Here is a 23,942-nt window from a genome sequence, read left to right as displayed (position 1 = left end):
CCATGAGCGACAGCGACACCCCCAGGACGCTGATCCGCGGCGCCCGCCTGCTGGGCGCGGCGCCCCGGGACGTGCTGGTGGAGGGCGAGCGGGTGGCCGCGGTCGGCGAGAACCTGCCCGCCGACGGCGCCCGGGTCGTCGAGGGCGAGGGCCTGGTGCTGCTGCCCGGCCTGGTCGACCTGCACACCCACCTGCGCGAGCCCGGCCGGGAGGACTCCGAGACGGTGCTGACCGGCACCAGGGCCGCCGCGGTCGGCGGGTACACCGCCGTGCACGCCATGGCCAACACCTTCCCGGTCGCCGACACCGCGGGCGTCGTGGAACAGGTCTGGCGGCTCGGCGCCGAGTCCGGCTACTGCGACGTGCAGCCGGTCGGCGCGGTCACCGTCGGCCTGGAGGGCAAGCAGCTCGCCGAGCTGGGCGCCATGGCCGACTCCGCGGCCGGCGTGCGGGTCTTCTCCGACGACGGCAAGTGCGTGGACGACGCGGTGATCATGCGCCGCGCGCTGGAGTACGTGAAGGCGTTCGACGGCGTGGTCGCCCAGCACGCGCAGGAGCCGCGGCTGACCGAGGGCGCGCAGATGAACGAGGGCGCGGTCTCCGGCGAGGTGGGCCTGACCGGCTGGCCCGCGGTCGCCGAGGAGTCGATCATCGCCCGGGACGTGCTGCTGGCCGCGCACGTCGGCTCCCGCGTGCACATCTGCCACCTGTCCACGGCAGGCTCGGTGGAGATCGTGCGCTGGGCCAAGTCCAAGGGCTGGGACGTCACCGCCGAGGTCACCCCGCACCACCTGCTGCTCACCGACGAGCTGGTGCGCACGTACAACCCCGTCTACAAGGTCAACCCGCCGCTGCGCACCGAGGCCGACGTGCTGGCGCTGCGCGAGGCGCTGGCCGACGGCACGATCGACTGCGTGGCAACCGACCACGCGCCGCACCCGCACGAGGACAAGGACTGCGAGTGGGCGGCGGCGGCCATGGGCATGGTCGGCCTGGAGACCGCCCTGTCCGTGGTGCAGCACACCATGGTCGACACCGGGCTGCTGGACTGGGCGGGCGTGGCGGACCGGATGTCCGCCCGGCCCGCGGCCATCGGCCGGCTGGCCGGCCACGGCCGCCCGGTCGCCGCGGGGGAGCCCGCCAATCTGGTGCTGGTCGATCCCGCATACCGTGGAACCGTCAATCCCGCGGGCTTCGCCTCCCGCAGCCGCAACACCCCTTACGAGGGCCGCGAGCTGCCCGGCCGGGTCGTCGCGACCTTCCTGCGGGGCCGTGCGACGGTGATGGACGGGAAGCTCACGTGACGACTCCTTCGACCCTGCTGGCGGGCGCCATGGCCCGCGCCGCCCACGCGGCCGGCGCGACCTCGGCCGCCGCGGACGACGGCAAGCACTCCGCGAAGGTCACCGACTGGACCGACCGGATCGGCTGGATCGTCGGCCTGCTGCTGTTCGTCGCGCTGGTGTACTGGCTGATGCGCCAGGGCTGGCAGTGGCGCCGCACCCTCCAGGGCGGCCTGCCCGAGCTGCCGCAGGCCCCGGACCGCACGGCCGGCGCGGCGGACGGCGACGGCGACCCGGACCCCGACGCCGCGGCGGCCACCGGCCTGGACGGCGAGCCGCCGCTGACCATGGAGGGCCGCTACCACGGCTCCACCACCGCCGAGCAGTGGCTCGACCGCATCGTCGCCCACGGCCTGGGCGTGCGCAGCAAGGCCGCGCTCACCCTCACCGACGACGGACTGCGGGTCGAGCGCACCGGCGCGCCCGGCTTCTTCATTCCCGCCGCCGCGCTGCGCGGCGCCCGACTGGACCGGGCGATCGCGGGCAAGGTCCTCCCCGAGGGCGGCCTGCTGGTGGTCACCTGGGAGCACGGCGGCACCCTGATCGACTCCGGCTTCCGCTCCGACCACGCCGCCGAGCACCCCCGCTGGGTGGAGCGGCTGGGCGCGCTGCACGCCGCCCACGCCGTGCCCGCCGCCCCCGGGGCCGCCGGCGCCCCGCCCGCGGGGGAAGCGGCCCCGGCCGCCGGGGGCGCAGCCCCGCCCGCCGGCGACGCAGTCCCGCACGATGTCCTGCACGACAAGGAAGGCGCACGATGACGACCTCCCCCCGGGCCGCGGCCGCGCCCGCCGTACTCGTCCTGGAGGACGGCCGCGTCTTCCGCGGCCGGGCCTACGGCGCGGTGGGCGAGACCTTCGGCGAGGCGGTGTTCTCCACCGGCATGACCGGCTACCAGGAGACGCTGACCGACCCCTCGTACCACCGCCAGGTCGTGGTGATGACCGCCCCGCACGTCGGCAACACCGGTGTCAACGACGAGGACCCCGAGTCCTCGCGCATCTGGGTGGCCGGCGACGTGGTCCGCGACCCCGCCCGCACCCCCTCCAACTGGCGCTCCCGCCGCACCCTGGACGAGGAGCTGACCGCGCAGGGCGTCGTCGGCATCAGCGGCGTCGACACCCGCGCCCTCACCCGCCACCTGCGCGAGCGCGGCGCCATGCGGGTCGGCATCTTCTCCGGCGCGAAGGCCGGAGCCGACGAGGCCGCGCTGCTGGCCGAGGTCAAGGCCGCCCCGCAGATGACCGGCGCGGACCTGTCCGCCGAGGTCGCCACCGCGCAGCCGTACACCGTCCCCGCGATCGGCCCCGACGGCAGGGAGCTGCCGCTCGGCTCCGCGCGCTTCACCGTCGCCGCCCTCGACCTCGGCATCAAGGGCATGACCCCGCGCCGGATGGCCGAGCGCGGCATCGAGGTGCACGTCCTGCCGGCCACCGCCACCGCCGAGGAGGTGTACGCCGCCGCGCCCGACGGCGTGTTCCTGTCCAACGGCCCCGGCGACCCGGCCACCGCCGACCTCACCGTCATCCAGGAGGTGCTGGGCCGCGGCACCCCGCTGTTCGGCATCTGCTTCGGCAACCAGCTGCTCGGCCGCGCCCTCGGCTTCGGCACCTACAAGCTGAAGTACGGCCACCGCGGCATCAACCAGCCGGTGCAGGACCGCGCCACCGGCAAGGTCGAGGTCACCGCGCACAACCACGGCTTCGCCGTCGACGCCCCGCTGGACCGGGTCAGCGACACCCCGTTCGGCCGCGCCGAGGTCAGCCACGTCTGCCTCAACGACGGCGTGGTGGAGGGGCTGCGGCTGCTCGACCGGCCGGCGTTCAGCGTCCAGTACCACCCCGAGGCGGCGGCGGGACCGCACGACGCCGCGTACCTGTTCGACCGCTTCGTCCAGCTCATGGCAGAACAGCAGGGAGCCCAGCGTGCCTAAGCGCACAGACATCCAGTCCGTCCTGGTGATCGGCTCCGGCCCGATCGTCATCGGCCAGGCCGCCGAGTTCGACTACTCGGGCACGCAGGCCTGCCGGGTGCTGAAGTCCGAGGGCCTGCGCGTGGTGCTGGTCAACTCCAACCCGGCCACGATCATGACCGACCCGGAGATCGCCGACGCCACCTACGTCGAGCCGATCACCCCGGAGTACGTCGAGAAGATCATCGCCAAGGAGCGCCCCGACGCGCTGCTGCCCACGCTCGGCGGCCAGACCGCGCTGAACACCGCGATCGCCCTGCACGAGGGCGGTGTGCTGGCCGAGTACGGCGTGGAGCTGATCGGCGCCCGGGTGGAGGCGATCCACAAGGGCGAGGACCGCGACCAGTTCAAGGCCGTCGTGGAGGCGGTGCGGGCCAGGATCGGGCACGGCGAGTCCGCCCGCTCGGTGATCTGCCACTCCATGGACGACGTGCTGGCGGGCGTGGAGACCCTCGGCGGCTACCCGGTCGTGGTGCGGCCCTCCTTCACCATGGGCGGTGCCGGCTCCGGGTTCGCGCACGACGAGGAGGAGCTGCGGCGGATCGCCGGCCAGGGCCTCGCGCTGTCGCCCACCACCGAGGTGCTCCTGGAGGAGTCCATCCTCGGCTGGAAGGAGTACGAGCTGGAGCTGATGCGCGACAAGAACGACAACGTCGTGGTCGTGTGCTCCATCGAGAACCTCGACCCGATGGGCGTGCACACCGGCGACTCGATCACCGTGGCCCCGGCGATGACGCTCACCGACCGCGAGTACCAGGTGCTGCGGGACATCGGCATCGAGGTGATCCGCGAGGTCGGCGTGGACACCGGCGGCTGCAACATCCAGTTCGCGGTGAACCCGGCCGACGGGCGGGTCATCGTGATCGAGATGAACCCCCGGGTGTCCCGGTCCTCGGCGCTGGCGTCGAAGGCCACCGGCTTCCCGATCGCGAAGATCGCCGCCCGGCTGGCCGTCGGCTACACCCTGGACGAGATCCCCAACGACATCACCGAGCAGACCCCCGCGTCGTTCGAGCCGACGCTGGACTACGTGGTGGTGAAGGTGCCGCGGTTCGCCTTCGAGAAGTTCCCGGCCGCGGACGCCGCGCTGACCACCACGATGAAGTCGGTGGGCGAGGCGATGGCCATCGGCCGCAACTTCACCGAGGCGCTGAACAAGGCGCTGCGGTCGCTGGAGAAGAAGGGCTCGCAGTTCGACTTCTCCCCGCTGACCAGGCCGGACGCGGGGCAGAAGGCCGCCCTGCTGGAGAAGGCCGGGGTGCCCACCGACGGCCGGATCAACACCGTCATGGAGGCGATCAGGGCCGGCGCGAGCCGGCAGGAGGTCTTCGAGGCCACCCGCATCGACCCGTGGTTCGTCGACCAGCTGTTCCTGATCGCCGAGATCGCCGAGGAGATCGCCGCCGCCGACAGGCTCGGCCCCGAGCTGCTCGCCGAGGCCAAGCGGCACGGCTTCTCCGACGCGCAGATCGCCGGCATCCGGGGCCTGCGCGAGGACGTGGTCCGCGAGGTCCGGCACGCCCTCGGCATCCGCCCGGTCTACAAGACCGTCGACACCTGCGCCGCCGAGTTCGCCGCCAGGACCCCGTACTTCTACTCCTCCTACGACGAGGAGAGCGAGGTCGCGCCGCGCGAGAAGCCCGCGGTGATCATCCTCGGCTCGGGTCCCAACCGGATCGGCCAGGGCATCGAGTTCGACTACTCCTGCGTGCACGCCTCGTTCGCGCTGCACGACGCCGGCTTCGAGACCGTGATGGTCAACTGCAACCCCGAGACCGTCTCCACCGACTACGACACCTCCGACCGGCTCTACTTCGAGCCGCTCACCCTGGAGGACGTGCTGGAGATCGTGCACGCCGAGACCGTCGCGGGCCCGGTCGCCGGCGTTATCGTGCAGCTCGGCGGGCAGACCCCGCTGGGCCTTGCGCAGGCGCTGAAGGACAACGGGGTGCCGATCGTCGGCACCTCGCCCGAGGCGATCCACCTGGCCGAGGACCGCGGGGCGTTCGGGCAGGTGCTGGCCGAGGCCGGACTGCCCGCGCCCAAGCACGGCACCGCCACCTCCTTCCCCGGCGCGAAGGCCATCGCCGACGAGATCGGCTACCCGGTGCTGGTCCGGCCCTCGTACGTGCTGGGCGGGCGCGGCATGGAGATCGTCTACGACGAGACCCGGCTGGCCGCCTACATCGCCGAGTCCACCGAGATCAGCGCGACCCGGCCGGTGCTCGTCGACCGGTTCCTCGACGACGCCATCGAGATCGACGTGGACGCCCTCTACGACGGCCACGAGCTGTACCTCGGCGGTGTGATGGAGCACATCGAGGAGGCCGGCATCCACTCCGGCGACTCCGCGTGCGCGCTGCCGCCGATCACCCTCGGCGGGCACGACATCAAGCGGCTGCGCGCCTCCACCGAGGCCATCGCGGCGGGCGTCGGGGTGCGCGGCCTGATCAACATCCAGTTCGCGCTGGCCGGGGACATCCTCTACGTCCTGGAGGCCAACCCGCGCGCCTCGCGGACCGTGCCGTTCACCTCCAAGGCCACCGCGGTGCCGCTGGCCAAGGCCGCCGCCCGCATCTCGCTCGGCGCCACCATCGCCGACCTGCGCGCCGAGGGGCTGCTGCCGGCCTCCGGCGACGGCGGCGAGCTGCCGCTGGACGCGCCGATCTCGGTGAAGGAGGCGGTGCTGCCCTGGTCCCGCTTCCGCGACCCGCAGGGCCGCGGCGTGGACACCGTGCTGGGCCCGGAGATGCGGTCCACCGGCGAGGTCATGGGCATCGACGCGGTGTTCGGCACCGCCTACGCCAAGTCGCAGGCCGGCGCGTACGGCGCGCTGCCCACCAAGGGCCGCGCGTTCGTGTCGGTGGCCAACCGGGACAAGCGGGCGCTGATCTTCCCCGCGCGGGCGCTGATCGAGCACGGCTTCGAACTGCTGGCCACCTCCGGCACCGCGGAGGTCCTGCGGCGCAACGGCATCCCGGCGCGGGTGGTGCGCAAGCAGAGCGAGGGCGTCGGCGCCGACGGCGAGCCGACCGTGGTCACCCTCATCCACGAGGGCGAGGTCGACCTCATCGTCAACACCCCGTTCGGCACCGGCGGCCGGCTGGACGGCTACGACATCCGCACCGCCGCCGTCGCCCGCGGCATCCCCTGCCTGACCACCGTCCAGGCGCTGGCCGCGGCCGTCCAGGGCATCGACGCGCTGACCCGCGGCGACATCGGCGTGCGCTGCCTGCAGGAGCACGCCGAGCTGCTGACCCAGGCGCGGAAGGGCTGAGACCGTGCCCGACCTCGCCGAGACCGCGCAGCACCGCCCGGCCGCACCCGCGGCCGGGCGGCGGCCGGGCGGACCGTACGCGCTCCTCTTCCACCTGGTGTTCCGGCGGCTGGACCCCGAGCGGGCCCACCGCCTGGCCTTCGGCTGGATCAGGCTCGCCGCCCGCGTCCCGGTCCTGCGCACCTTCGCCGCGGCGGTGCTCGCGCCCCGCCACCCGAGCCTGCGCACCCAGGCGCTGGGACTGCGGATGCACGGCCCGTTCGGGCTGGCCGCCGGCTTCGACAAGAACGCCACCGGCGTCGACGGACTGGCGATGCTCGGCTTCGACCACGTCGAGATCGGCACCGTCACCGGGCAGCCGCAGCCCGGCAACCCCGGGCCCCGGCTGTTCCGGCTGGTCGCGGACCGCGCGCTGATCAACCGGATGGGCTTCAACAACGACGGCTCGGCCGCCGTCGCCGCCCGGCTCGCCGCGCGCCGCCCGGTCTTCCGCACCACCCTGGGCGTCAACATCGGCAAGACCAAGGCCGTCGCCGAGCAGGACGCGGTCGCCGACTACGTCACCTCCACCGAGCGGCTCGCCGCCCACGCCGACTACCTGGTCGTCAACGTGTCCTCGCCCAACACCCCGGGCCTGCGCGACCTCCAGGCCACCTCGGCGCTGCGCCCGCTGCTCACCGCGGTCCGCGCCGCCGCCGACCGCGCGGTCCCCGGCCGCCGGGTGCCGCTGCTGGTCAAGATCGCCCCCGACCTCGCCGACGAGGACGTGGACGCGGTCGCCGACCTCGCGGTGGAGCTGGGCCTGGACGGCATCATCGCCACCAACACCACCATCGCCCGCGAGGGCCTGGGCCTGCGCTCGGACGCCGCGCTGACCGCGGAGACCGGCGGCCTGTCCGGGGCGCCGCTGAAGGACCGCTCCCTGCAGGTGCTGCGCCGGCTCTACGAGCGGGTCGGCGACCGGGTCACGCTGGTCGGCGTCGGCGGAGTCGAGGACGCCGAGGACGCCTGGCAGCGCATCCTGGCCGGGGCGACCCTGGTCCAGGGCTACAGCGCCTTCGTCTACCGCGGGCCGCTGTGGATGCGCGCGGTCCACAAGGGTCTGGCCGCCCGGCTGGCCGCGAGCCCGTACGCCACCCTCGCCGACGCCGTCGGCGCCGCCACCAGCAGGAAGGCTTCCGCATGACCGGCACGAGCGGACCGACGAGCAACACCGGCACGGGCCGGGCGGACGGCGCGGCCGCCGGCACGGGCCCCGAGCCCTTCGGGGCCCGGCTGCACCGCGCGATGCGGGACCGCGGCCAGCTGTGCGTCGGCATCGACCCGCACGCCTCGCTGCTCACCGGCTGGGGCCTGGGCGACGACGTGGCCGGGCTGGAGCGGTTCACGATGACGGTGGTCGAGGCGCTCGGCGACAGCGTGGCGGCCTTCAAACCGCAGTCCGCCTTCTTCGAGCGGTTCGGCTCGCGGGGCATCGCGGTGCTGGAGCGCGCGGTCGCCGAGGCGCGCGCCCGCGGCGCCCTGGTGCTGATGGACGCCAAGCGCGGCGACATCGGCTCCACGATGACCGCCTACGCCGCCACCTACCTCGACCCCGACTCGCCGCTGTTCAGCGACGCGGTGACGGTGAGCCCCTACCTCGGCTTCGGCTCGCTGCGCCCGGCGCTGGACGCGGCCGCGGCCGCCGGGTCCGGGGTCTTCGTGCTCGCGCTGACCTCCAACCCCGAGGGCGCGCAGGTGCAGCGGGCCACGGCCGCCGACGGCCGCTCGGTGGCGCAGACCGTGCTCGACGCGATCGCCGCCGAGAACGCCGGCGCGACCCCGCTCGGCTCGGTGGGCGCGGTGATCGGCGCGACCATCGGCGACGCGCGCGCCGACCTCGCCGTGGGCGGCCCGCTGCTCGCCCCCGGCGTCGGCGCGCAGGGTGCGGCCCCCGCCGACCTCCCCGCGGTCTTCGGGGCCGCGCTGCCCGACGTCCTGCCGAGCGTCAGCCGGGACGTGCTGCGGCACGGACCGGACGCCGGAAGGCTGCGCGCGGCGGTCGATTCGTACGTGGAGCAGGTGCGCGCGGCGTTCACCTGAACGGGCGAAACCGGCGGTATTGCCGTCGTGCAATCGCACGGGAAAAGGACCAAAAAAGGGCCGGATTCAACAACCGGTCCCATTGACCCCGATTCCCGTTCCGGTATGTCCCGAATATCCCCTCGGATCGGCGGCGGATCGAGGCTGACCAGGACTTTTCGTCTGTTCTCGCTGACTTGGGCCGTCCGGACCGCTAGTCTCCGTCGAGAGCGAGCCGTACAGATGCGGCGCTCGTCGCCCTGCGACGCGGGGCGGTCAGGTTTACACGGTCCATATCCGATTGCTCTACATCCGAGGTGACGTAGGCGTGGCTCTTCCGCCCCTTACCCCTGAACAGCGCGCTGCCGCGCTCGAAAAGGCCGCTGCGGCTCGCCGGGAGCGCGCCGAGGTCAAGAACCGACTGAAGCACTCCGGCGCCTCCCTCCACGAGGTGATCAAGCAGGGCCAGGAGAACGATGTCATCGGCAAGATGAAGGTCTCCGCCCTGCTCGAATCGCTGCCCGGCGTCGGCAAGGTCCGCGCCAAGCAGATCATGGAGCGGCTCGGCATCTCCGAGAGCCGCCGGGTGCGCGGTCTGGGCTCCAACCAGATCGCCTCCCTGGAGCGCGAGTTCGGCGGCACCGCCGCCTGACGGTCCCGGCACCGTCGTGAAGCAGGGATAATCGCTCCATGAGCCCTGCAGTACATCCGCGGCTGACCGTGCTCTCCGGCCCCTCGGGGGTCGGCAAGAGCACGGTCGTCGCCCATCTGCGCAGCGTGCACCCCGAGGTCTGGCTCTCGGTGTCCGCGACCACGCGCAAGCCCCGGCCCGGCGAGAAGCACGGCGTGCAGTACTTCTTCGTCGACGACGACGAGTTCGACAAACTCATCGCCAACGGCGAACTGCTGGAGTGGGCCGAGTTCGCGGGCAACCGCTACGGCACCCCGCGCCGCGCCGTGCTCGACAAGCTCTCGGCCGGGGAGCCGGTGCTCCTGGAGATCGACCTGCAGGGCGCCCGGCTGGTGCGCGCGTCGATGCCCGAGGCCCGGCTGGTCTTCCTGGCGCCGCCGAGCTGGGAGGAACTGGTCCGCCGGCTCACCGGCCGCGGCACCGAGTCGGCCGAGGTCATCGACGAGCGCCTGGCCACCGCGCGGGTCGAACTGGCCGCAGAGCCCGAGTTCGACGCGACCCTTGTCAACACCTCCGTCGAGGCGGTAGCGAGCGAGCTGCTAGCCTTGATGGGGATTGCATGATCCACTTCCACTAGTAGGGGTAGGTAGAGCGTGTCCTCTTCCATCACCACGCCCGAGGGCATCATCAACCCGCCGATCGACGAGCTGCTCGAGGCCACCGACTCGAAGTACAGCCTGGTGATCTACGCGGCCAAGCGCGCCCGGCAGATCAACGCGTACTACTCCCAGCTCGGCGAGGGCCTGCTGGAGTACGTCGGCCCGCTGGTGGACACCCACGTCCACGAGAAGCCGCTGTCCATCGCGCTCCGCGAGATCAACGCAGGGCTGCTCACCTCCGAGGCCGTCGAGGCGCCGCCGACCGTCTGAGTCGGCGCATCGGCACCACCACCACGGGCCCGGCGGCGCGACCGCCGGGCCCGTGGTGTGTCATGGGGGAGTGGCAGCGGGCCGGCCGGTGGCGGGCCCGGCGGGATGCGAAAGGTGGCGGTCACGTGGCAGCGACGGTCGGTACGGACGGCGGCACGCAGGACGGCGGCGGCGCCGGCGACGCGGGCGGCGCGCCCGGCGCGCGGGACCGCACGCCGAACGTCGTCCTCGGCGTGAGCGGCGGCATCGCCGCGTACAAGGCGTGCGAGCTGCTGCGCCGGCTCACCGAATCGGGCCACCGGGTGCGCGTGGTGCCCACCGAGTCCGCGCTGCACTTCGTCGGCGAGGCCACCTGGGCCGCGCTGTCCGGGCAGCCGGTCGCCACCCGGGTGTGGGACGGCGTCCACGAGGTGCCGCACGTGCGGATCGGGCAGCACGCCGACCTGGTCGTGGTCGCGCCGGCCACCGCCGACCTGCTCGCCAAGGCCGCCCACGGCATCGCCGACGACCTGCTCACCAACACCCTGCTCACCGCCCGCTGCCCGGTGGTCTTCGCGCCCGCCATGCACACCGAGATGTGGGAGCACCCGGCCACCCGGGAGAACGTGGCGACCCTGCGCCGCCGCGGCGCGGTGGTCGTCGAGCCCGCGGTCGGCCGGCTCACCGGCGTCGACACCGGCAAGGGCCGGCTGCCCGACCCGGCCGAGATCTTCGAGGTCTGCCGGCGCACCCTGGCCCGCGGCGCCGCCGCGCCCGACCTGGCCGGCCGGCACGTCGTGATCAGCGCCGGCGGCACCCGCGAACCGCTGGACCCGGTGCGCTACCTCGGCAACCGCTCCTCGGGCAAGCAGGGCTACGCGCTGGCGCGCACCGCCGTCGCCCGCGGCGCGCGCGTCACCCTGGTGGCCGCCAACACCTCGCTGGCCGACCCGGCCGGCGCCGACGTGGTTGCGGTCGGCACCGCCGAGCAGCTGCGCGAAGCCGTGCTGAAGGCCGCCGTGGACGCCGACGCGGTGGTGATGGCCGCCGCGGTCGCCGACTTCCGCCCCGCGCACTACGCCGCCGGAAAGATCAAGAAGAAGGACGGCGAGGAGCCGCCGCCGCTCGCCCTGGTCCGCAACCCCGACATCCTCGCCGAGCTGTCCGCCCGCCGCCCGCGGGCCGGCCAGGTGGTGGTCGGGTTCGCCGCCGAGACCGACGACGTGCTCGCCAACGGCCGGGCCAAGCTCGCCCGCAAGGGCTGCGACCTGCTGGTGGTCAACGAGGTGGGGGAACGCAAGGCGTTCGGCGCGGAGGAGAACGAGGCGGTGGTCCTCGGCGCGGACGGCACTTCGACCCCGGTGCCGTACGGGCCCAAGGAAGCGCTCGCCGACCAGGTGTGGGACCTGGTCGCGACACGCCTGGCCGGTCCGGGTGCGAGCGGCCGGAACTGAACGCTCGCCTTCCGCTTCCCCTCCGCTCCGCTTCTCGCCCCTTCCCGCCCCTCTCCCGCCCCGTGCCGCTCCCCTTCCGTGTCGCCGCCGGGCGCCGCCGGGACAAGGTCACACAGGTCACCGCATATCCAAGGTGCGAGATGGCCGCCCGTCGGCGCGACACGGACGATAAGCTTGCCGGGATGTGCCGGGCGCAGCCCCGTGCCGTCAGCCAAGATTCAGCCAGCAGCCGCTGCAACCCCAGGGAGCGATGTGTCCCGCCGCCTCTTCACCTCGGAGTCCGTCACCGAGGGACATCCTGACAAGATCGCCGACCAGATCAGCGACACGATCCTCGACGCCCTCCTCGCGGAGGACCCCGCCTCGCGGGTCGCCGTCGAGACGCTGATCACCACGGGCCAGGTGCACATCGCGGGCGAGGTGACGACCTCGGCGTACGTCGACATCGCCACCCTCGTGCGCAACCGGATCCTCGACATCGGGTACGACTCCTCCAAGAAGGGGTTCGACGGCGCGTCCTGCGGCGTCTCCGTCTCCATCGGCGCCCAGTCGCCGGACATCGCGCAGGGCGTCGACACCGCGTACGAGAAGCGGGTGGCCGGCGCCGCCGCCACCGAGGACGAGCTGAACAAGCAGGGCGCGGGCGACCAGGGCCTGATGTTCGGCTACGCCTCGGACGAGACGCCCGAGCTGATGCCGCTGCCGATCACGCTGGCGCACCGGCTGTCCAAGCGGCTGACCGAGGTCCGCAAGAACGGCACGATCCCCTACCTGCGCCCGGACGGCAAGACGCAGGTCACCATCGAGTACGACGGTGACAAGGCGGTCCGCCTGGACACCGTCGTGGTGTCCTCCCAGCACGCCTCCGACATCGACCTGGAGTCGCTGCTCGCGCCCGACATCCGCGAGTTCGTGGTCGAGGTCGAGCTGAAGGCGCTGGTCGACGAGGGCATCAAGCTCGACACCGAGGGCTACAAGCTGCTGGTCAACCCCACCGGCCGGTTCGAGATCGGCGGCCCGATGGGTGACGCGGGCCTGACCGGCCGCAAGATCATCATCGACACGTACGGCGGCATGGCCCGGCACGGCGGCGGCGCCTTCTCCGGCAAGGACCCGTCCAAGGTCGACCGCTCCGCGGCGTACGCGATGCGCTGGGTCGCCAAGAACGTGGTGGCCGCGGGCCTGGCCGCGCGCTGCGAGGTCCAGGTCGCCTACGCGATCGGCAAGGCCGAGCCGGTCGGCCTGTTCGTCGAGACCTTCGGCACCCAGCACGTCGAGGTCGAGAAGATCGAGCAGGCCATCTCCCAGGTCTTCGACCTCCGCCCGGCCGCGATCATCCGCGACCTGGACCTGCTCCGTCCGATCTACGCGCAGACCGCGGCGTACGGCCACTTCGGCCGCGAACTCCCGGACTTCACCTGGGAGCGCACCAACCGCGTCGACGCACTCCGCGCGGCCGCGGGGCTCTGACCCGACCGTCCGCGGCGGGGGTCCGCCCCCGCCGCGCGACCGCGGACCCCGCCCGCCCGGCCGGCCGCGGCGCCCCGGGCCGCGCCGGCCGCCGGCTGTCCGACCGGTCTGCGAAGATGGCCGACGTGAGCGACCAGGACGACCCCGCGGAGCAGCTCGCGTTGATTCGCGACACCCCCCGCCCCGCGGACCGTCCCCGCGCGCTGCCGCGGACCTGGCGCGGCGCGGCGCTCGCCGACGGGCTCCCGGTCGCCCGCGTCCTCGTCGACAAGGGCCTGGTCCACCTGGACCAGTTCTTCGACTACGCCGTGCCCGCCGCGATGGACGCCGACGCCCAGCCCGGCGTCCGGGTCCGCGTCCGCTTCGGCGCCCGCGTGGTCAAGGGCCGCCGCGAGGGCGGCACCCTGCACGACGGGTTCATCGTGGAGCGCAGGGCCGACAGCGACTTCCACGGCCCGCTCGCCCCGCTCGCCCAGGTGCTGTCCCCCGAGCAGGTCCTGGGCCCCCAGCTGCTCGATCTGTGCCGCCAGGTCGCCGACCGCTACGCCGGCGCGCTCGCCGACGTCGTGCAGCTCGCCGTGCCGCCCCGGATGGCCCGCGCCGAGCGCGACCCCTCGCCGGAGCGGCTGCCCGACCCCGCCCTGCCCGAGCCCGGCAGCTGGACCCGCTACACCACCGGCCCCGCGTACCTGCAGGCGCTGGCCCGCGGCGACACCCCGCGCGCGGTGTGGCTGGCGCTGCCGGGACCGCACTGGCCGCGTGAACTGGCCACCGCGCTGGCCACCGCGCTGGCCACCGGCCGCGGCGCCCTCGCGGTGCTGCCGGACGGCCGCGCCGCCGCCCGCGTCGACGCGGCGCTCACCGAGCTGATCGGCGCGGGACGGCACGTCCTGCTCACCGCCGACGCCGGGCCCGAGGAGCGCTACCGGCGCTGGCTCGCCGTCAGCCGCGGCGCGGTGCGCTGTGTCGTCGGCACCCGGGCCGCGACGTTCGCGCCCGTCGCCGACCTCGGCCTGGTCGCGCTGTGGGACGACGGCGACTCCAGCCACGCCGAGCAGCACGCCCCGCAGCCGCACGCCCGGGACGTGCTGCTGCTGCGCGCCCGCGAACAGCGCACCGCCCTGCTGCTCGGCGGCGTCACCAGCACCGTCGAGGGCGCGCAGCTGGTGGAGAGCGGCTGGGCGCTGCCGCTGGCCGCGGCCCGCGAGCAGGTGCGCGCCGCCGCGCCGCTGGTGCGGACGGTCTCCGACGCCGACCAGGCCCGCGACGAGGCCGCCCGCGCCGCCCGGCTGCCCACGCTGGCCTGGCAGGTCACCCGCGAGGCGCTGGCCACCGGACCGGTGCTGGTGCAGGTGCCGCGCCGCGGCTACGTCCCCCGGCTCGCCTGTGACCGCTGCCGCGAGCCCGCGCGGTGCGCCGCCTGCGCGGGACCGCTGGAGGTCGGCGAACAGGGCGGCACCCCGGCCTGCGGCTGGTGCGGGCGGCCCGCGGCCGACTGGTCCTGCGCGCAGTGCGGCGGCTTCCGGCTGCGCGCCCAGGTCGTCGGCGCCCGGCGCACCGCCGAGGAGCTGGGCCGGGCGTTCGCCGGTGTGCCGGTACGCACGTCCGGCCGCGACACTGTGCTGGCCACCGTCGGCGACAGCCCCGCGCTGATCGTCGCCACGCCCGGCGCCGAGCCGGTGCCCGACGGTCCCGGCTACGCCGCAGCGCTGCTGCTCGACGGCTGGGCGCTGCTGAACCGGCCCGACCTGCGGGCCGGCGAGGAGGCGCTGCGCCGCTGGGCGCTGGCCGCGGCGCTGGTGCGGCCGGCCGCGGACGGCGGGACCGTCGTGGTGCTCGCCGAGCCGACGCTCCGGCCCGTGCAGGCCCTGGTGCGGTGGGACCCGGCGGGGCACGCGCTGCGGGAGCTGGCGGAGCGGGCGGAGCTGCGGTTCCCCCCGGTGGCTCGGATGGCCGCGGTCAGCGGGCCGCCCGCGGCGGTCGCGGACCTGGTGGACACGGTGCGACTGCCGCCGGGGGCGGATCTGCTCGGGCCGGTGCCGGCGGTCGCGCCGCCGGGGCGTCCCCGCGGAGAGGCGTGGGAACGCCTCCTGGTCCGGGTGCCGCCGGCGGCCGGCGCGGCGCTCGCGGCGGCGCTCAAGCACGCCCGCGTGCACCGGGCCGCGCGCAGCGCCCCCGGCCCCCTGATCATCCGCCTCGACCCCCCGGACATCGGTTAGTCAGGCCGGCTCGGCGCTGGGCGCTGCCCCGGCGGGCTCAACGCCCAGCGTCGCGCTGCACTCAGGGGGTGTGCGGCGACGAGAGCGGCGTGCGGGCCGCCGGGACGGAGGGGAGGGGCGCGACCGCGGGCGCCGGGCGCAGCGGCGAGGCGTCCGGGGCGGCCGGGGAGGCGGCGGCCGCGGCGGGCCGGCGGCCACCGTAGCGCCGGTGCACCGCCTGCTTGGTCACGCCCAGCGCCGAGCCCACCGCGTCCCAGGAGAACCCGAGCGACCGGTCGAACTCCACCGCGGCGGTGACCAGCGCCTCCACGTTGTCGCGCAGTTCCTGGGCCAGCCGCACGGTCGGCGCGGGCGCCCGCCCGTACACCACGAATCCGGCCGTGGGGCCGCCGCGCCGCGGCCGGTACACATTGCCCAACTGGGCGGTCAGGGTGCGCAGCGCGTCCACCTGTCGGCGGACCCTCTCGATGTCCCGCACCAACAGGTGCAGACTGGCGCGGGCCTGGGCATCAGGGGTTGCGTGGTCGGGCATCAACAAGCCTCTCCAACCGGCGGTGTGCGTGGGCGGACCCGACGTCCCGCGGGCCCGGTGTGCGATACGTACGGACGTGCCATTGACCCGATTTCGGGTCAAACTCTCTTGACCAACGCGCCACCGCCCCGCGGGGTCACGCACCCAGGGGCGCGGCGACCCGGCCGGGGGGCGCGCGAAGCCGTGTGCACCCCCGGGGCGCGCCGCCGTAGAATCGGGCTCCGCCCACGCCCGCCCGGCACCAGGAGCCCCACGTGTCCGTGAAGCCCATCCGCCTGTTCGGCGACCCGGTGCTGCGCATGACGGCACAGCCCGTCACCACCTTCGACCTCGAACTGCGCAACCTGGTCAGGGACTTGACCGAGACCATGCAGGCGGCGCCGGGCGCCGGCCTGGCCGCGCCGCAGATCGGCGTCTCGCTGCGGGTGTTCACGTACTTCGTCGAGGGCGAGCTGGGCCACCTGATCAACCCGGACCTGACGCTCAGCGAGGAGGAGCAGGACGGCCCCGAGGGCTGCCTGTCACTCCCCGGACTGATGTACGACTGCGTCCGCGCGTACGGCGTGGTCGCCAAGGGCTTCAACATGTACGGCGACCCGGTCACCATCGAGGGCACCCAGCGGCTGGCCCGGTGCATCCAGCACGAGACGGACCACCTCGACGGGGTGATCTTCATCGACCGGCTCGACGCCGAGCAGCGCAAGGCCGCGCTCCGGGCGATCCGCGAGGCCGAGTGGGCGAACGGCGACGCGCCGCGGGTCAAGCTCTCCCCGCACGACACCCTGGGCCGCGCGCTGTAGCCGCTCCGGGGCGCCCCCCGGCACCCGCCGGCCCGCCCGCGCGTGCCCGCCGCCGCGCAACCGCCCGTACGATCCACCGCGTCCGTCCACCGAGAGGCACACCCCGCACGATGAGGCTCGTCTTCGCCGGCACCCCCGAGGTCGCCGTCCCCGCGCTCGACGCCCTGCTCGCCTCGGACCGGCACGAGGTGGTCGCCGTCGTCACCCGGCCCGACGCGACCGCGGGCCGCGGGCGCAGGCTGCTGGCCAGCCCGGTCGCGCAGCGCGCGCAGGAGGCGGGGATCGAGGTGCTCAAGCCGGCCCGGCCGCGCGACGAGGACTTTCTGACCCGGCTGCGGGAGATCGCCCCGGACTGCTGCCCGGTGGTCGCCTACGGCGCGCTGCTGCCCAAGGCGGCGCTGGACGTGCCCGCGCACGGCTGGGTCAACCTGCACTTCTCGCTGCTGCCCGCCTGGCGCGGCGCGGCGCCCGTGCAGCACGCGGTGATGGCCGGCGACGAGGTCACCGGCGCGTCGACGTTCCTGATCGAACAGGGCCTGGACTCCGGCCCGGTCTACGGCGTCGTCACCGAGGAGATCCGGCCCGCCGACACCAGCGGTGACCTGCTCACCCGGCTGTCGCTCAGCGGCGCCCGGCTGCTGGCCGCGACCATGGACGGCATCGAGCGCGGCGAACTGGCGCCGCAGCCGCAGCCCGCCGAGGGGATCACCCTCGCGCCCAAGATCACCGTCGAGGACGCGCAGGTCGACTGGGCCGCCCCGGCGCTGCGGGTGGACCGGCTGGTCCGCGGCTGCACCCCGGCGCCCGGCGCGTGGACGCTGATCGACGGCGAGCGGCTGAAGCTCGGCCCGGTGCGGCTCGCCCCCGAGCGCGACGACCTCGCCCCCGGCGAGCTGGACGTGGCCAAGAACGCGGTGCTGGTCGGCACCGGCAGCCACGCGGTCCGGCTCGGCGAGGTGCAGGCCCAGGGCAAAAAGCGGATGCCCGCCGCCGACTGGGCCCGCGGGCTGCGCCTGTCCTCCGGCGCGCGGCTCGGCTGAGCCACCGGCCCCCGGACGCCCGCCGCGCACGGCCCGGCACCCGGCGTCCGCCCGCTCGCCCCTCGATCCCCGACCACCGCGCCCACCTGCGCCGACGCTCACCCCGGGCTGCCGCCGCGCGCCCGACGTACGCTTGACGCCGACCACCGCACCACCTCGACACCGACCGCGGAGCACCTTTCTCGTGACCGAGACCACCCGCCGCAGCCCCGGCCGCCCGAAAAGCGCCGGGGGCGGCAAGCCGTACCGGCGACCGCAGCGCGACCCCGTCCGCATCCTCGCCTTCGAGGCGCTGCGGGCGGTGGACGAGCGCGACGCGTACGCCAACCTCGTCCTGCCGGCGCTGCTGCGGGGCGCGGAGGAGCAGGCGGCGGCCAAGGGCGGCACGTTCGACCGGCGGGACGCGGCGCTGGCCACCGAACTGGTCTACGGCACGCTGCGCCACCAGGGCACCTACGACGCGGTGATCGCGGCCTGCGTAGACCGGCCGCTGCGCGAGGTGGACCCGCCGGTGCTCGACGTGCTCGCGCTCGGCGCGCACCAACTGCTCGCCACCCGCATCCCCGCGCACGCCGCGGTCTCGGCGACCGTCGAGCTGGCCCGGGTGGTGCTCGGCGACGGCCGGGCCCGGTTCGTCAACGCGGTGCTGCGCCGGATCTGCGCGCACGACCTGGACGGCTGGCTGGCGCAGGTCGCCCCGCCGTACGACGAGGACCCCGAGGAGCACCTGTCGATCGTGCACTCCCACCCGCGCTGGATCGTCTCCGCGCTGTGGGACGCGCTCGGCGGCGGCCGGGCCGGCATCGAGGAGCTGCTCGCCGCCGACAACGAACGCCCCGAGGTCACCCTCGCCGCCCGGCCCGGCCGGACCACGCCCGCGCAGATCCAGGCGTCGCTGCCGGCCGGCGCGGTCGGGCCGGGACGCTGGTCGCCGTACGCGGTGCGGCTCGCCGAGGGCGGCGACCCGGCGGCGGTCGAGGCGGTGCGCGAGGGCCGGGCCGGCGTGCAGGACGAGGGCAGCCAGCTGGTCGCCGCCGCGCTCGCCGCGGCCCCGCTGGACGGCCGCGACGAGCGCTGGCTGGACGGCTGCGCGGGCCCCGGCGGCAAGGCCGCGCTGCTGGCCGCGCTCGCCGCCGGCCGCGGCGCCCGGCTGGTCGCCGCGGAGAAGCAGCCGCACCGCGCCCGGCTGGTCGGCCGCGCGCTGCACGGCAACCCGGGCCCGTACCAGGTGGTGGTGGCCGACGGCACCCGCCCGGCGTGGGCGCCCGGCAGCTTCGACCGGGTGCTGGTCGATGTGCCCTGCACCGGGCTCGGCGCGCTGCGCCGCCGCCCCGAGGCCCGCTGGCGGCGGCGCGCGGAGGACGTCGGCGGCTTCGGACCGCTCCAGCGCGGGCTGCTCACCGAGGCGTTGCAGGCGGTACGGGTCGGCGGCGTCGTCGGCTACGCGACCTGCTCGCCGCACCTGGCCGAGACCCGCGCGGTGGTGGACGACGTGCTGCGCTCCGGCCGCGCCGCGGCGGAACGCGTCGACGCGCGGCCGCTGATGCCCGGCGTCACCTCGCTCGGCGACGGCCCCGACGTGCAGCTGTGGCCGCACCTGCACGGCACGGACGCGATGTACCTGGCGCTGCTGCGCCGCACGGCCTGACCCGTACGGCCTGAACCCGCGCGGCCCGGGGCGGCGCGGCCTGACCCGCGCGGCCTGACCCGCGCGGCCCGGGGCGGCGCGGCCCGGGGCGGCGCGGGCTGGGGCGGCGCGGGCTGGGGCCCGGACCGTGCGGGGCCGGGGCCACCGGCTGTGTCGGCGGGTCCCCTGATCTGGTTTCCTGGGCGTATGACCGTGCAGATCAGCCCCAGCATCCTGTCCGCGGACTTCGCCCGGCTCGCCGAGGAGGCGCAGGCGGTGGAGGGAGCCGACTGGCTCCACGTCGACGTGATGGACAACCACTTCGTCCCCAACCTCACGCTGGGGGTCCCGGTGGTGGAGTCGCTGCGCAAGGCCACCGGCATCCCGCTGGACTGCCACCTGATGATCGAGCAGCCCGACCGCTGGGCGCCGGCCTACGTGGAGGCCGGCGCCTCCTCGGTGACCTTCCACGCCGAGGCCGCCGCCGCGCCGGTCCGCCTGGCCCGGGAGATCCGCGCGAAGGGCGCCCGCGCCTCGATGGCGCTCCGGCCCGCCACGCCCGTGGAGCCGTACGAGGACCTGCTGCCGGAACTCGACATGCTGCTGATCATGACCGTGGAGCCGGGCTTCGGCGGCCAGGCGTTCCTTGACATCATGCTGCCCAAGATCCGCCGCACCCGGGAGCTGATCGCCAGGCACGGGCTGCAGATGTGGCTGCAGGTCGACGGCGGCGTCTCCGCCGAGACCATCGAGCGCTGCGCCGAGGCCGGCGCGGACGTCTTCGTGGCCGGCTCCGCGGTCTACGGCGCGGACGACCCGGCGGCGGCGGTGCGCGCGCTGCGGGCCCGGGCCGAGGCGGCCGGCCCGCACTGAGCCCCCGCGTCCGGGGCCCGGTGGACCGCCCGGTGTCCGGCAGGAAAACGTTCCTGTGCGGATATGCGCGCTCCTGCAAGGTTACGCGCCCGTAACCCCGCGGGTCTGGGAGGATGAGCGGAGGAGCTGATCAAGTGGGCGACTGGGGAGTAGGGACGTGAGCGCAGGCCGCACACAGGTACGCATGGGCCCCGGCGAGATGGTCCAGGCGGCGGCGATGGCACGTCGCTTCTATCTGGAGGGCAAGTCGAAGATCCAGATCGCCGAGGAGTTCGGGGTCAGCCGCTTCAAGGTGGCCCGCGTGCTGGAGACCGCCCTCGAACGCGACCTGGTCAGGATCGAGATCAGGGTGCCCGCGGAGCTGGACGCCGAGCGCTCCGACGCGCTGCGCGCCCACTACGGGCTGCGGCACGCGGTGGTGGTCGAGACGCCGGCCGACCAGGCCGACGCGCCCGACCCGGAGAATCTGGGCGCGGTGGCCGCCGGCCTGCTCGGCGAGCTGGTCGACGACGGCGACGTGCTCGGCCTGGCCTGGGGCCGCTCGATCATCACCATGGCCAACGCGCTGGACCGGCTCGCGCCCTGCACGGTCGTGCAGCTGACCGGCGTCTACGACGTCGGGACCGCCGAGCGCGGCTCGGTCGAGGCGGTCCGCACGGCCGCCGCGGTCTCCGGCGGCGAGGCGCACCCGCTGTACGCGCCGATGGTGCTGGCCGACCCCGGCACCGCCGCGGCGCTGCGCTCACAGAGCCAGATCGCCGCGGCGATGGGCTACTTCGACAAGGTGACCGTCGCGGTGGTCTCGGTCGGCTCGTGGGAGGCCGGGATCTCCACCGTGCACGACGCGCTCACCGACGCCGAGCGCGAGCACTACGCGGGCCTCGGCGTCGCCGCCGAGATGTCCTCGCACCTGTTCGACGCGCAGGGCCGCCGGGTCGGCCGCGACCTGGGGGAGCGCTGCATCACCATCGACGCGGACCGGCTGCGCCGCATCCCGGAGGTGCTGGCCATCGCCAGCAGCCGGCGCAAGGCCGCCGCGATCGACGCGGTGCTCCGCTCCGGTCTGGTGACCAGCCTGGTCACCGACATCGCCGCCGCGGACCGGCTGCTGGGCAGCACCGCGCCGGCCGCCCGCCCGGCCCTGGAGCGCGCCGACCCCGACGGCTCCTGAGCCGCGTGGGGCGCTGCCGGGCCCCGGCCCGGCGCCGCCGAGTCCCGCCGGGCGTCCTAAAGTCGCCCGGACGCGTCCCGAGACGTGCCGACGCGGCGCGCGCGGGCGCGCTGCCGCGCCCGGGATGTCCGGTTGTGGCAGCATCGGCGCATGCTCGTGCTCGACCTCAGCGGCGTCGGCGACCGGCAGGCGTTCATGGACCGCTGCAGCGCCGACCTGCGGCTGCCCGACTGGTTCGGCCGCAGCTGGGACGCGCTCGCGGACTGCCTCACCGACCTGTCCTGGTGGCCGGCCGAACCCGGCGGCAGGCGGCTGCACGTCCGCGGCTGGACCGGCTTCGCCGCGGCGCTGCCCCGGGAGTGGCGGATCGTGAAGGACATCCTGCGCGACGCCGAGCTGTTCTGGCGGCACACCGACACCGAGCTGATCGTGGTCCTGGAGGAAGACACGAATCCGGGACCCGAAGTGCCGGAGGTTCGTCCGTAGGCAGCGGCCGGTGCGTCATGCAACGATGAAGTACGTGCGTTTCCTCAACGATGTTCAGCCCGCGTACGACCTGACGTACGACGACGTTTTCATGGTGCCGAACCGCAGCGCGGTCGGTTCTCGGCAGGGAGTGGACCTGCGGTCCCCCGACGGGACGGGCACCACCATCCCCCTCGTGGTCGCGAACATGACGGCCATCGCGGGCCGCCGCATGGCCGAGACCGTCGCCCGCCGCGGCGGCCTGGTGGTCATCCCGCAGGACATCCCGCTGGACGTGGTCGCCGACGTGGTGTCCTACGTCAAACAGCGCCACCTGGTCCTCGACACCCCGATCACCCTGGCGCCCACCCAGACCGTCGCCGACGCGCTGGCCCTGCTGCCCAAGCGGGCGCACGGCGCCGCCGTGGTGGTCCAGGACGGTCGGCCGGTGGGCGTGGTCACCGAGACCGACCTGACCGGGGTGGACCGCTTCACCCAGGTCGCCCAGGTGATGTCCCGCGACCTGGTGCTGCTGGAGGAGGGCATCGACCCGAGGGACGCCTTCAACCGGCTGGAGGACGCGCACCGCAAGCTGGCCCCGGCGGTCGGGCCCGACGGCCGGCTGGCCGGCATCCTCACCCGCAAGGGCGCGCTGCGCGCCACCCTCTACGAGCCGGCCGTCGACGCCGGCGGGCGGCTGCGAATCGCCGCCGCCGTCGGGATCAACGGGGACGTCGCGGGCAAGGCCAAGCAACTGCTGGACGCGGGCGTGGACACCCTCGTGGTGGACACCGCGCACGGCCACCAGGAGTCCATGCTGGCCGCGGTCCGCGCGGTGCGCGGGCTGGACCCGCGGGTCCCGGTGGTGGCGGGGAACGTGGTCTCCGCGGCCGGGACGCGCGACCTGATCGAGGCGGGCGCCGACATCGTCAAAGTCGGCGTCGGACCGGGCGCCATGTGCACCACCCGGATGATGACCGGGGTGGGCCGCCCGCAGTTCTCCGCGGTGCTGGAGTGCGCCGCGCAGGCCCGCGCGCTGGGCCGGCACGTGTGGGCGGACGGCGGGGTGCGCCACCCGCGCGACGTGGCGATGGCGCTGGCGGCCGGCGCGTCCAACGTGATGGTCGGCTCCTGGTTCGCCGGCACCTACGAGTCGCCCGGCGACCTACAGCAGACCGCGGACGGCCGCCCGTACAAGGAGTCCTTCGGCATGGCCTCGGCGCGCGCGGTGCGCAACAGGACCAGCGAGGAGTCGGCGTACGACCGGGCCCGCAAGGGGCTGTTCGAGGAGGGCATCTCCACCTCGAAGATGTTCCTCGACCCGGCCCGGCCGGGCGTGGAGGACCTGATCGACGCGATCGTGGCCGGGGTGCGCAGCTCGTGCACCTACGCGGGCGCGGCGTCGCTGGAGGAGTTCGCCGAGCGCGCGGTCGTCGGCGTGCAGAGCGCGGCGGGCTACGCGGAGGGCAAGCCGCTGCACGCCAGCTGGCAATAGCGGGCGCGCCGGCCGGCGCCGCGCGTGCCAGACTCCCGGACGTGCCGCTGAACGAACTCGACGAACGCATCGTCCGCGCGCTGGCCGCCGACGCCCGCCGCTCCTACGCCGACATCGGCGCCGAGGTCGGGCTGTCCGCGCCCGCCGTCAAGCGCCGGGTGGACCGGCTGCTGGCCTCGGGCGCGATCGCCGGTTTCACCGTACGGGTGGACCCGGCCGCGCTCGGCTGGCAGACCGAGGCGCTGGTCGAGCTGTACTGCCGGCACAACACCTCACCCTCCGACATCCGGCGCGGCCTGGCCCGCTACCCGGAGGTGGCCTCCGCGTCCACCGTCACCGGCGAGGCCGACGCGGTGGTCCAGGTCTTCGCCTCCGACGTGCGGCACTTCGAGCAGGTGCTGGAGAAGATCGCCGGCGAACCCTTCGTGACCAGGACCAAGTCGGTCCTGGTCCTCTCGCCGCTGGTGCGCCGCTACGGCGCCGGCAGCCCCGACTGACCCGCGTCCCCCTGCCGCCCAGCGCGGGTAAATGTCGCAGTTGGTCGCCTTTGGGGGGTTTTGCCCGGTGGATCGGGGCAATGCGGATGGTGAGGCCGGATCGGAGATCG

21 protein-coding genes are annotated in these 23,942 nt (G+C 74.8%); 20 read left to right on the top strand and 1 reads right to left on the bottom strand.

All coding sequences use genetic code 11. The annotated features are described in order from the left end of the window. The first annotated feature begins 2 nt into the window (after window positions 1-2). The 12 genes from VSR01_RS04935 to VSR01_RS04880 all read left to right on the top strand — a co-directional run bounded on the left by VSR01_RS04935 (window position 3) and on the right by VSR01_RS04880 (window position 15,332). A complete protein-coding gene (locus VSR01_RS04935; protein ID WP_326448059.1) occupies window positions 3-1,304 on the top strand; it encodes a dihydroorotase in 1,302 nt (433 codons plus the stop codon). A gap of 29 nt (window positions 1,305-1,333) precedes the next feature. Beyond that, complete coding sequence (locus VSR01_RS04930) at window positions 1,334-2,101, top strand: PH-like domain-containing protein (protein ID WP_442785646.1); 768 nt, start codon at window positions 1,334-1,336, stop codon at window positions 2,099-2,101. Next, the gene (carA, locus tag VSR01_RS04925) at window positions 2,098-3,273 is read left to right on the top strand and encodes a glutamine-hydrolyzing carbamoyl-phosphate synthase small subunit (protein ID WP_326448058.1); all 1,176 of its coding nucleotides are present in this window, start codon (window positions 2,098-2,100) and stop codon (window positions 3,271-3,273) included. The genes VSR01_RS04930 and carA overlap by 4 nt, the downstream gene beginning before the upstream one ends. Further along, complete coding sequence (gene carB, locus VSR01_RS04920) at window positions 3,266-6,589, top strand: carbamoyl-phosphate synthase large subunit (protein WP_326448057.1); 3,324 nt, start codon at window positions 3,266-3,268, stop codon at window positions 6,587-6,589. The genes carA and carB overlap by 8 nt, the downstream gene beginning before the upstream one ends. Before the next feature lie 4 nt (window positions 6,590-6,593). Continuing rightward, window positions 6,594-7,775, top strand: coding sequence for a quinone-dependent dihydroorotate dehydrogenase (locus VSR01_RS04915; RefSeq protein ID WP_326448056.1), 1,182 nt, complete (start codon window positions 6,594-6,596; stop codon window positions 7,773-7,775). Next, window positions 7,772-8,671: an orotidine-5'-phosphate decarboxylase gene (gene pyrF, locus VSR01_RS04910; RefSeq protein ID WP_326448055.1), complete on the top strand. Its 900-nt coding sequence runs from the start codon at window positions 7,772-7,774 to the stop codon at window positions 8,669-8,671. The genes VSR01_RS04915 and pyrF overlap by 4 nt, the downstream gene beginning before the upstream one ends. A 307-nt stretch (window positions 8,672-8,978) precedes the next feature. Further along, on the top strand, window positions 8,979-9,302 hold the full coding sequence (locus tag VSR01_RS04905) for an integration host factor (RefSeq protein ID WP_031515413.1): 324 nt from the start codon (window positions 8,979-8,981) through the stop codon (window positions 9,300-9,302). Between the two features lie 38 nt (window positions 9,303-9,340). Then, window positions 9,341-9,904: a guanylate kinase gene (gmk, locus tag VSR01_RS04900; RefSeq protein ID WP_326448054.1), complete on the top strand. Its 564-nt coding sequence runs from the start codon at window positions 9,341-9,343 to the stop codon at window positions 9,902-9,904. 30 nt (window positions 9,905-9,934) lie between these two features. Continuing rightward, window positions 9,935-10,210: a DNA-directed RNA polymerase subunit omega gene (gene rpoZ / locus VSR01_RS04895; protein ID WP_326448053.1), complete on the top strand. Its 276-nt coding sequence runs from the start codon at window positions 9,935-9,937 to the stop codon at window positions 10,208-10,210. 125 nt (window positions 10,211-10,335) lie between these two features. Further along, window positions 10,336-11,643, top strand: coding sequence for a bifunctional phosphopantothenoylcysteine decarboxylase/phosphopantothenate--cysteine ligase CoaBC (gene coaBC / locus VSR01_RS04890; protein WP_326448052.1), 1,308 nt, complete (start codon window positions 10,336-10,338; stop codon window positions 11,641-11,643). A 252-nt stretch (window positions 11,644-11,895) separates the two neighbouring features. Beyond that, window positions 11,896-13,113 (top strand): methionine adenosyltransferase, encoded by a 1,218-nt coding sequence (gene metK, locus VSR01_RS04885; RefSeq protein ID WP_326448051.1) that lies wholly within the window; start codon window positions 11,896-11,898, stop codon window positions 13,111-13,113. Window positions 13,114-13,229: 116 nt separating this feature from the next. Next, window positions 13,230-15,332 (top strand): primosomal protein N', encoded by a 2,103-nt coding sequence (locus VSR01_RS04880; RefSeq protein WP_326448050.1) that lies wholly within the window; start codon window positions 13,230-13,232, stop codon window positions 15,330-15,332. Window positions 15,333-15,393: 61 nt separating this feature from the next. Here VSR01_RS04880 and VSR01_RS04875 read toward each other — a convergent pair whose 3' ends face one another. Continuing rightward, on the bottom strand, window positions 15,394-15,864 hold the full coding sequence (locus VSR01_RS04875) for a hypothetical protein (RefSeq protein ID WP_326448049.1): 471 nt from the start codon (window positions 15,862-15,864) through the stop codon (window positions 15,394-15,396). Window positions 15,865-16,118: 254 nt separating this feature from the next. Here VSR01_RS04875 and def point away from each other — a divergent pair, with 254 nt between their 5' ends. The 8 genes from def (at window position 16,119) to VSR01_RS04835 (ending at window position 23,832) form a co-directional block, all read left to right on the top strand. After that, window positions 16,119-16,664 (top strand): peptide deformylase, encoded by a 546-nt coding sequence (gene def, locus VSR01_RS04870; protein ID WP_326448048.1) that lies wholly within the window; start codon window positions 16,119-16,121, stop codon window positions 16,662-16,664. A 110-nt stretch (window positions 16,665-16,774) separates the two neighbouring features. Next, a complete protein-coding gene (gene fmt / locus VSR01_RS04865; protein ID WP_326448047.1) occupies window positions 16,775-17,704 on the top strand; it encodes a methionyl-tRNA formyltransferase in 930 nt (309 codons plus the stop codon). A gap of 184 nt (window positions 17,705-17,888) precedes the next feature. Continuing rightward, window positions 17,889-19,352: an RsmB/NOP family class I SAM-dependent RNA methyltransferase gene (locus tag VSR01_RS04860; protein ID WP_326448046.1), complete on the top strand. Its 1,464-nt coding sequence runs from the start codon at window positions 17,889-17,891 to the stop codon at window positions 19,350-19,352. A 186-nt stretch (window positions 19,353-19,538) separates the two neighbouring features. Next, window positions 19,539-20,204 carry a ribulose-phosphate 3-epimerase gene (rpe, locus tag VSR01_RS04855; RefSeq protein ID WP_326448045.1) on the top strand — a complete coding sequence of 222 codons (666 nt, stop codon included), beginning with the start codon at window positions 19,539-19,541 and terminating at the stop codon, window positions 20,202-20,204. Between the two features lie 184 nt (window positions 20,205-20,388). Beyond that, a complete protein-coding gene (locus VSR01_RS04850; RefSeq protein WP_442785645.1) occupies window positions 20,389-21,375 on the top strand; it encodes a sugar-binding transcriptional regulator in 987 nt (328 codons plus the stop codon). 150 nt (window positions 21,376-21,525) lie between these two features. After that, window positions 21,526-21,861 carry a barstar family protein gene (locus VSR01_RS04845; protein WP_326448043.1) on the top strand — a complete coding sequence of 112 codons (336 nt, stop codon included), beginning with the start codon at window positions 21,526-21,528 and terminating at the stop codon, window positions 21,859-21,861. A 25-nt stretch (window positions 21,862-21,886) separates the two neighbouring features. Then, entirely contained in the window at window positions 21,887-23,335 is a 1,449-nt protein-coding gene (locus VSR01_RS04840) for a GuaB1 family IMP dehydrogenase-related protein (protein ID WP_326448042.1), read from the top strand. Between the two features lie 41 nt (window positions 23,336-23,376). After that, the gene (locus VSR01_RS04835) at window positions 23,377-23,832 is read left to right on the top strand and encodes an Lrp/AsnC family transcriptional regulator (protein WP_326448041.1); all 456 of its coding nucleotides are present in this window, start codon (window positions 23,377-23,379) and stop codon (window positions 23,830-23,832) included. Window positions 23,833-23,942: the final 110 nt, after the last annotated feature.

Source organism: Actinacidiphila sp. DG2A-62 (genome assembly GCF_035825295.1).
Classification (GTDB): Bacteria; Actinomycetota; Actinomycetes; order Streptomycetales; family Streptomycetaceae; genus Actinacidiphila.
This window is presented reverse-complemented; position numbering and strand designations above follow the sequence as displayed.